General features: G+C 56.8%; 9 protein-coding genes and 1 tRNA gene. 1 reads left to right on the plus strand and 9 read right to left on the minus strand.

Annotation, left to right across the window (positions count from 1 at the left end):
• Positions 1 to 11 precede the first annotated feature (11 nt).
• Together ACFO3S_RS26380 and ACFO3S_RS26385 are read right to left on the minus strand one after the other, a co-directional pair.
• Positions 12 to 965: a GNAT family N-acetyltransferase gene (locus ACFO3S_RS26380; protein WP_378102341.1), complete on the minus strand. Its 954-nt coding sequence runs from the start codon at positions 963 to 965 to the stop codon at positions 12 to 14.
• A gap of 19 nt (positions 966 to 984) precedes the next feature.
• Entirely contained in the window at positions 985 to 2,154 is a 1,170-nt protein-coding gene (locus ACFO3S_RS26385) for an exo-beta-N-acetylmuramidase NamZ family protein (RefSeq protein ID WP_378102343.1), read from the minus strand.
• A 502-nt stretch (positions 2,155 to 2,656) separates the two neighbouring features.
• On the opposite strand from ACFO3S_RS26385, the gene murQ reads away from it, so the two are divergent.
• The gene (gene murQ, locus ACFO3S_RS26390; protein WP_378102346.1) at positions 2,657 to 3,592 is read left to right on the plus strand and encodes an N-acetylmuramic acid 6-phosphate etherase; all 936 of its coding nucleotides are present in this window, start codon (positions 2,657 to 2,659) and stop codon (positions 3,590 to 3,592) included.
• Positions 3,593 to 3,708: 116 nt separating this feature from the next.
• Here the strand turns inward: murQ and ACFO3S_RS26395 are convergent, their stop codons facing one another.
• The 7 genes from ACFO3S_RS26395 to pdxS form a co-directional block, all read right to left on the minus strand.
• Positions 3,709 to 3,861, minus strand: a complete 153-nt coding sequence (locus tag ACFO3S_RS26395; RefSeq protein WP_378102349.1) for a small acid-soluble spore protein P — start codon at positions 3,859 to 3,861, stop codon at positions 3,709 to 3,711.
• A 13-nt stretch (positions 3,862 to 3,874) separates the two neighbouring features.
• Positions 3,875 to 4,051 carry a hypothetical protein gene (locus ACFO3S_RS26400; protein WP_378102352.1) on the minus strand — a complete coding sequence of 59 codons (177 nt, stop codon included), beginning with the start codon at positions 4,049 to 4,051 and terminating at the stop codon, positions 3,875 to 3,877.
• A 13-nt stretch (positions 4,052 to 4,064) separates the two neighbouring features.
• The gene (locus tag ACFO3S_RS26405) at positions 4,065 to 4,412 is read right to left on the minus strand and encodes a hypothetical protein (protein ID WP_378102355.1); all 348 of its coding nucleotides are present in this window, start codon (positions 4,410 to 4,412) and stop codon (positions 4,065 to 4,067) included.
• Between the two features lie 490 nt (positions 4,413 to 4,902).
• Positions 4,903 to 4,991: transfer RNA gene (locus tag ACFO3S_RS26410), tRNA-Ser, on the minus strand.
• Between the two features lie 75 nt (positions 4,992 to 5,066).
• Complete coding sequence (gene serS, locus ACFO3S_RS26415) at positions 5,067 to 6,350, minus strand: serine--tRNA ligase (protein WP_378102357.1); 1,284 nt, start codon at positions 6,348 to 6,350, stop codon at positions 5,067 to 5,069.
• Positions 6,351 to 6,353: 3 nt separating this feature from the next.
• The gene (pdxT, locus tag ACFO3S_RS26420; protein ID WP_378102360.1) at positions 6,354 to 6,929 is read right to left on the minus strand and encodes a pyridoxal 5'-phosphate synthase glutaminase subunit PdxT; all 576 of its coding nucleotides are present in this window, start codon (positions 6,927 to 6,929) and stop codon (positions 6,354 to 6,356) included.
• Between the two features lie 100 nt (positions 6,930 to 7,029).
• On the minus strand, positions 7,030 to 7,914 hold the full coding sequence (gene pdxS / locus ACFO3S_RS26425; RefSeq protein WP_378102365.1) for a pyridoxal 5'-phosphate synthase lyase subunit PdxS: 885 nt from the start codon (positions 7,912 to 7,914) through the stop codon (positions 7,030 to 7,032).
• Between the last annotated feature and the right edge of the window lie 200 nt (positions 7,915 to 8,114).

Genomic DNA, 8,114 nt, shown 5'->3' on the forward strand with positions numbered 1-8,114 from the left:
TTTTGTAGGGCTTATAGAGATTTGCTCACGACGTCAAAGCTTCGCGAGATGCTAAATCCGAGCTTTTTGTACAGTTGGCCGGCCGGGCTCATCTCGGCGGTCCACAGAAACCAGGCGCCGTGCATGCCTTGCGAGCGCATAAGCTGCAAGCATTCGTGCAGCAGGATTTTCCCGATGCCCTTGCCCCGCTGGTTCGAATCGACGCCGAACGGGCCGAACCGCTCGCGAACGCCTTCATAGCCGCCGTGCAGACAGAAGCCGACCAGCTCGCCATGGTGTCTGGCGACCAGAATCTGATCCATCTTCAGGCTCTGAAGCAAGCCTTCGCGGATCGCTCTTCCCCAATCCGGGTTAAACTGCTGCGTTGCGAATTGAATGAGCTCGTACAGATCGCCGTCTCCGGCCGTCGAGAACGAATACCCTTCTTCGGTCCGCTGCTCCTTCAGCCGGCGCACATCCTCCGGCGTCTCGTAGGCGACCAGATTATAGTCCATGGCGACAGCGGTATAATTGCGCTGGAAGCCCGCATCGTCTAGAAAGGCCGCTCCGGAAGGATAGCCGGTCCGGTCAATGCCGGGCACGACGTAATTCGGCGCATATCCGGAAAACATCAGCGTCTCGCGCTTGTTGGCGCGCATGAACGCCGCCGCGTCTTCCAGCAGCCGGGAGGCTACGCCCTGCCTGCGGCACTCGGGATCGGTGAAGAAGAAAGGCACCCAGCCCTTGTCGGGCTCCAGCTCCGTCCCCAGCATGGGCAGCAGCCGGCGAACGGCGTAGAATACGCCGACGACGACCCCGTCCCGAACGGCGATGCGCATGCCCTGCGGGTCGAAATTCGGATCAAGCAGAACCAGATTGCGAAAGCGAAGCGGCGTAATCGGATCCTTGGTTAGACATCTATTCCACAGCGATACGATTCCCGGCTCGTCGCCCGGCATATAATGGCGAAACGTAATGGCGCTCATACGCGACCCCCCTGTCTTGTCAATCGTAGAGATGGTAGGCGGTGCGGATCGATTCCCAATGAAGTTGATCGCGCTCCCAATCGGCCAGAATCGACTCCAGCGCCCCTTCCTCGTGAAGCGTAAGACGCACTCGATCGCTTCCGCTCAGCACATCGATGAAATAGTGGCTGTCTTCGCCGCCCGGCCGCACCCATTCGAACTCCTTCGGGTGCGCCTTCATAATGGCGTGAATCAGACGAAGCGAGGTCGAGACGGCGCGATAAGCGCTCTTATCGGTAACGAAGGTCATGATGCCATGACACAGCTCGCCCTTGTGCTTGGAGAGAACCGGAGTGAATGGCAGCGGATGAAACCGTACGCCCGGAAGGGAAAGCTCGTTAAGCGAATTGCAGACGCCGCGGGCGTCCAGCCAGGGAGCCCCGATCAGCTCGAACGGCTTCGTCGTCCCCCTTCCTTCGGACAGATTCGTTCCTTCGAACAGGCAGTTGCCTGCATAGACCCGAACCGTATCCATCGTCGGCATATTCGGAGAAGGCAGCAGCCAAGCCAGACCTGTATCGGGATACTCCCGATTGCGGGTCCAGTTCAGCATCGAAATGACGTGCAGCTGGCAGGGCGCGGCCATCTGATCCCGCACCAGACGGGCGAACTCGCCAATCGTCAACCCCGTGCGAAACGGCATCTTCCAGGCGCCGACCATCGAGAAGAACCGTTCTTCGATATAGCCGCCTTCGCTGGTCAAGCCGCCGAGCGGGTTCGGACGGTCGAGGACGATCACTTCAACGCCATGCTCCGCGCAGGCTTCCATTACATAGACAAGCGTTGACAAGTACGTATAAAACCGAACTCCGAGATCCTGGATGTCGAAAACGATCGCGTCGAGCCCCCGCAGCATATCTGCGGTCGGTTTAGTGTGCTCGCCGTACAGACTGTACACGGGAAGTCCGGTTAGCTCGTCGATTTCATCCGGAATTTTGACGCCAGCCTGCCGATCGCCCCGAATGCCATGCTCGCAGGCGAACAACGCGGATAGCTTAGCCGAACGAATTGAAGCGCATACATCAATCGTGGAGCGATAGCCCGAATCGATGCCTGTCGGATTGGTCAACAGTCCGAACCTCTTGCCCTTCAGCAATTGCTCTTCGAACTCCGGCAGCCGATCGACGCCGACTGTTACTTTCTGTTCCATTTCACCCCGCCTTTCGTCTCTGTATGCTCCGATTATATATGCTCAGATAATATATTTCAATAATAAAAATGTATTATGATAATTTTTATCTAAATCATCCACAAAAATACTCAAATGAAAGTGAATTTTATGGAGAATTCTCACCTAGATCCTCTCGAATTCCTGCATAAGATCGCGGAATTTATCACATAAACCCCATAATAGCGCGGCCTCCTGGTTAAGATAAAAATAATCACAAATATAAATAATATGTGATAATTAATTTTGCATTTAAATAGGGGATCGTATATAATTTGCATTGAACGATCGATGATCTCATGTTTTCCATGCCGCAAGGGAAGCGAGGGAGGGAGGAATCGGCGCTGACGACGGCAGCGTACAGAAGGAAGCCCGAGGAACGCGATACGCCGCTGCATCGGCCGAACGAGCTCTCTTCATCCTTCGTTTCCAAAATCGCATTTGTCGAATACCCTGAATGAGCCAATGACGTATGGAGGTACTTATGGACGATTCGCTTAATTTGCTGACAACCGAGCAGCGCAATCCGAATACGAGACGGATTGACCGGCAATCATCGGAACAAATATTACGAATGATTAACGACGAAGATCGTCGGATTGCTGAAGTTGTCCGGGGCTGCATCCCGCAGATTGCGGCCGCCACCGATCTGATCGTCGACGCGTTCCGCAATGGCGGACGATTGTTTTATTTCGGAGCCGGTACGAGCGGCCGCCTGGGCATACTCGACGCCTCGGAATGCCCGCCGACCTTCGGCACCGATCCGTCTATGGTACAGGGGATCATCGCGGGAGGTCCGCAAGCGATCAAGGAGGCGGTGGAAGGCGCGGAGGATAGCGCGGACATCGGAGCGGGCGATGTCGACGCCCACGGCGTCACCCCGCGCGATGTCGTCGTCGGCATCGCGGCAAGCGGCCGTACGCCGTACGTGCTGGGGGCCATGCAGCGCGCGCGCGACATTGGGGCGAAGGTGGTTGGCCTCAGCAACAACGCGGGATCGCCGATGCGGCTGTTGGCAGATCCAATGATCGAGGCGGTCGTAGGCGCCGAAGCGATTCTAGGCTCTACCCGGATGAAAGCCGGAACGGCCCAGAAGCTGATCCTGAACATGTTGACGACCGCCTCGATGATTCGCATCGGCAAAGTATACGACAATCTGATGGTCGATCTGCAGCCTTCCAACGCGAAGCTGGTTCACCGGTCCAAACGGATCATCAAAATGGTGACGAACGTAGAAGACGAGCGGGTGGAAAAAGCGTTCGCGGAGAGCGGCGGACATGTGAAAACGGCCATCGTCATGCTAATGACCGGCAGCGATGCGCTTCGGGCGAAAGATCTGCTCGAGCAGGCTCAAGGCTTCGTGGCGACGGCGATCGAGTTTGGCGGGCCGCAGTCCAAGGAAGTAAACGGCTATGCATAACCTATGTAAGTTGGCCTGGGAGCCGCAGTTCCTTTCTTGAACTGCGGCTCTCAGGCCATTTCTATGCGGACATGACCCGGCTCCTGACGAAAGGGCAGCGCCGGGAGCCACGCGTATCAGCCTTCCCCGTTGTTATGTCGGGAATGGTTGCGGTTTTTCACTTTTTTCGATCCCGACAACGGTTCGTTCGGCTGATGGTCGACCGTCGAATGGCGGGCGCTATGCTCTTCGTCCGGCCGAGGGACGGGCTGGGCTTTCGGCTTGCTCATCGCGGGACCCCCCTTAAGATTTAAAATGCTCCTGATCCGGCGTCTTGTCGTGATTCAGCGCGTCTTGATGACGGCGGTCGTTCTTCTGCTGCTGCATTTGCTGAGCCTGGTGGGCATTGACGGGATCCCGCTCCAGCTCTTCGACGACATTGCTCAGGTTTTTATCCGGGTAACCGTTGGCGTCGGACATGTTCATCGCCCCTCTACGAATGGGTATAATGATGCAGGGCTTGCGCCGTCTCATGCAGATGGCGGCGGTAATCTCCGATCAGCTCTTGAATCCGCTCCGGCTGCTCGTCGACCGTCTGGCCGTCCTTCTCCACATCCTTTAATCGAATATCGACCTCCCGGCTGTCGACGTACTGAACCGAGAAGTCGAACTCCATCATCTGCCGACCGGCCGTCTTGATATGAACGTGAAAGGCGCGAGGGTCGACCCCGTCCGGAAACACCTCGGCCGTGTCGCCCGGAGCCAGCCGTTCGGGCAGCGTCCTTCTCCATGCTGCGACCAGTTCCTCCTGCGGTACCGCGAGTTCGTCGTTGCTTGACATCATGAGCACCTCCACTCCGGTTAGGGTGGCCTTTTGACGATTTCTTATACGAGATCCCCTCGCCATACACAAAAAACCGATTCCCTTCAGGAATCGGATCCGTTTTTTGTGTATGGCGGAGAGAGTGGGATTCGCTCCGTCGCCACGTGTCCGTTCGGCTCGTACGGCCACGTCGATCTGCGACTATCACGCCGGGGCCTACGAACATGCCCTTTGGCATGTTCGCTTAACGGCCCGTTCGAATCCCTCGCCATACACAAAAAACCGATTCCCTTCAGGAATCGGATCCGTTTTTTGTGTATGGCGGAGAGAGTGGGATTCGCTCCGTCGCCACGTGTCCGTTCGGCTCGTACGGCCACGTCGATCTGCGACTATCACGCCGGGGCCTACGAACATGCCCTTTGGCATGTTCGCTTAACGGCCCGTTCGAATCCCCTCGCCATACACAAAAAACCGATTCCCTTCAGGAATCGGATCCGTTTTTTGTGTATGGCGGAGAGAGTGGGATTCGAACCCACGTGGGCTTGCACCCTAACGGTTTTCAAGACCGCCCCGTTATGACCGCTTCGGTATCTCTCCGCGATTGGCAGACGCCGCCCCGCGAAGGTTCGACCGACACTGCCAAATCATCATATCATACCTGCTTGGGGGTCATCAACCCCTGGGCGCGATAGCATCCAATCCGCCCATATAAGGCTTGAGCACCTCCGGCACCTGAATCGTGCCGTCAGCCTGCTGGTAGTTCTCGATAATTGCCGCCACCGTCCGGCCGAGGGCAAGTCCCGAGCCGTTCAATGTATGCACGAATTCCGGCTTTGCTCCGGTTTCCGGACGGTAACGAATACCGGCCCTGCGCGCCTGGAAATCCTCGAAGTTCGTACACGAGGAGATCTCCCTGTACGCGCCGGCGCTCGGCAGCCACACTTCCAGGTCATAGGTTTTGGCCGAGCCGAAGCCCATGTCTCCCGTACATAACGCAAGCACACGATAAGGGAGCTTAAGCAGCTCCAGCACTTTCTCCGCATGTCCGGTCAACTGCTCGAGCACTTCGTACGACTTGTCCGGCGCCACCAACTGGACAAGCTCGACCTTATTGAACTGGTGCTGGCGAATGAGACCTCGCGTATCTCTTCCGGAAGCGCCCGCTTCGGAGCGGAAGCAACCGCTGAAGGCAACGAATGCTTTCGGCAGATCGTCCGCCGACAAAATTTCCTCGCGATGGAAATTCGTTACCGGCACTTCAGCCGTCGGGATCAGGAAGTAGTCGGTGCCCTCAATCTTGAACAGGTCCTCTTCGAACTTCGGAAGCTGAGAAGTGCCGATCAGACTGTCTCGATTCACGATGTACGGAGGCAGAATCTCCTCGTAACCGTGTTGGTCCGCGTGCAGATCCATCATGAAGTTGATCAATGCCCGTTCCAGACGCGCTCCCAGCCCTTTGTAGAAGACGAACCGCGAGCCGGTGACCTTGGCGGCCGCCTCGAAATCGAGTATGCCAAGCTCCGTTCCGAGCTCCCAGTGCGGCTTGGCCTCGAAGTCGAAGCGAGTCGGTTCTCCGACTCGGCGAAGCTCGACGTTGTCTTCCTCCGACGCGCCGATCGGGACGCTCTCGTGCGGAACGTTAGGAATAGCCAGCACCAGCTTGTCCATCTCCGCCTCGATCTCGCGAACCTCGTCGTCCAGCAGCTTGATCCGGTCGTTGACCGTCCGCATCTCCGCGATCAGATCGTCCGCATCCTCGCGGTTTTTTTTCCGCTTCGCCACTTCTTGCGATACGACATTGCGCCGATTTTTCAGCTGCTCGCTTTCCGTCAGCTTCTCCCGACGACTGACGTCCAGCTTAGGGAAATCCGCGATAAGATCCTCGGAGGTGTTGCGGTTGCGCAGCGCCTGAGCGACTTTGTCGTAATCGTTGCGAAGCAACTTGACGTCCAACATGAGTTACCGTCCCCTTTCCTGGGCCATACGAATGAAGAGTTCATGAAGTCTGTAATCGTCGGTCAGCTCGGGGTGGTAAGAGGAGGCCAACAGGTTCCCTTGTCTGGCGGTGACGATCTCATCGTTATATACCGACAACACTTCAACCTTCTCGCCGACCTCTTTAATCAGAGGCGCCCGAATAAATACCGCTCTCAGGGGCGTATCGATCCCCTTCACCTCCAGATCGGTCTCAAAGCTTTCCCGCTGGCGGCCGAACGCGTTGCGGGCGACCGTCATGTCCATAAGACGCAGATGCGGTTCTTCCCCGCCCTCCAGCCGCTCCGCCAATACGATTAAGCCTGCGCAGGTGCCGAACACGGCTTTGCCCTCCTTCGCAAAGTCGCGAATGGCGTCGATAAAATCGTACTTGCGCATGAGCTTGCCGATCGTCGTGCTTTCTCCGCCGGGAATAATCAGCCCGTCGATCTCCGCCAGCTGCCCGGCTCTCTTGACGGCCACGCCGCGGCCTCCCGCAAGCTCGATGCTTCGTATATGCTCGGCGACCGCTCCTTGCAGCGCCAATACTCCAATGTTCATCAGTTAATCCTTCTTCCGTGCGCTAGTGATGATAAACCTTAAAGCGGCCTCCTCCGGCCCAATACTGCTGAGCCGTATGGAAGCCGCTCGACGAGCAGACTTACAGTCCGCGATCTTGCATCCGTTCGGCTGCAGGAAGCTTGGAAATCTCGATTCCTCTCATCGCCTCGCCCAGATCCTTGGATACGCGGGCAATCAATGCATAATCCTCATAATGCGTCGTCGCTTCGACGATGGCGCGAGCGAACTTCTCCGGGCTTTCGGATTTGAAAATCCCGGAGCCGACGAATACGCCGTCCGCACCCAGATGCATCATCAGCGCCGCGTCAGATGGCGTTGCCACGCCGCCTGCCGCGAAGTTGACGACTGGAAGACGGCCGGATTGATGGACGCCCAGCAGCAGATCGTAATTTACGCCCAGTACCTTGGCCTCGTGATACAGCTCATCCTTGGACAGATTCTGTATGCGGCGAATCTGGCCGGTAATGATGCGCATATGACGAACCGCTTCGACGATATTCCCCGTTCCCGGCTCGCCCTTGGTGCGCAGCATCGACGCGCCTTCCTGAATTCGGCGCAGCGCCTCTCCCAAGTCCTTCGCTCCGCACACGAACGGTACGGTGAACTGCGTCTTATCGATGTGGAATACTTCGTCCGCCGGCGTCAGCACTTCGCTCTCGTCGATATAATCGACGCCCAGCGATTCCAGAACCTTCGCTTCCACGTAATGTCCGATTCGGGCTTTCGCCATGACCGGAATGCTGACGACCTTCATCACTTGCTCCACAAGCTCCGGATTTGCCATACGGGCGACTCCGCCCGCGGCTCGAATGTCCGACGGAACCCGTTCCAGTGCCATTACTGCCGTTGCGCCTGCCGCTTCGGCGATCTTAGCTTGCTCGGCGCTCATGACGTCCATGATGACGCCGCCCTTTTGCATCTCGGCCATGCCGCGTTTGACTCTCGAAGTTCCCGTTTCCATAATTCACGCCTCCCGAAGATTCTAAACATAAATTTTACATGAAGAAGCAATAATAGACAACCATTCTGATCGGAATCCAGGCTCCACGCATCAAATTTCCAATGTCGCGTTGGTTCGTGCGAAATCGAGCCTGACATGATCCCTGTGAGCAATATTCGATAGCAACCTGCTTATTTCGCAAAACAATGACAAGCTGTCTCCAA

Source organism: Cohnella hongkongensis, from assembly GCF_042654645.1.
Taxonomy (GTDB): domain Bacteria; phylum Bacillota; class Bacilli; order Paenibacillales; family Paenibacillaceae; genus Cohnella; species Cohnella hongkongensis.